This window comes from Adlercreutzia equolifaciens, assembly GCF_029076695.1.
GTDB lineage: Bacteria > Actinomycetota > Coriobacteriia > Coriobacteriales > Eggerthellaceae > Adlercreutzia > Adlercreutzia equolifaciens_A.
In genome coordinates this window covers 1-352 of record NZ_JARFIK010000145.1, presented here as the reverse complement: position 1 = coordinate 352, position 352 = coordinate 1, and the positions used below count along the sequence as shown (strand labels likewise).

The following is a 352-nucleotide window of genomic DNA, read 5'->3' as shown; positions in this document are numbered from 1 at the left end:
GCGAAAACACGGCCCGGCGCAGAAGCTCGACGGCTCGCTGCACGTAGGGTACGTCCGGGGTTTCGCCCACGGCGCTGCGGGAGGACGTGCTGCTGTCCTACCGCGGTCGGGCCATTCGCCCGAAAACCGCTGGCCAGAAGCATTACGTCGACGCCATCCGCGACCAAACCGTCACCTTCGCTATCGGACCGGCGGGCACGGGCAAAACCTATCTGGCCATGGCCATGGCCGTGGCGGCCCTCAAGCGCAAGGAAGTGGGCCGCATCATCTTGTCGCGCCCCATTGTGGAGGCAGGGGAGAATCTGGGGTTTCTGCCGGGAAAGCTCTTCGAGAAGGTGGACCCTTATATCCG

At 64.8% G+C, this 352-nt stretch carries 1 pseudogene; it reads left to right on the top strand.

What is annotated here, in order from left to right:
• Nucleotides 1–50 precede the first annotated feature (50 nt).
• Nucleotides 51–352 (top strand): annotated as a pseudogene (locus PZH32_RS11835) (PhoH family protein); the annotation flags it as partial.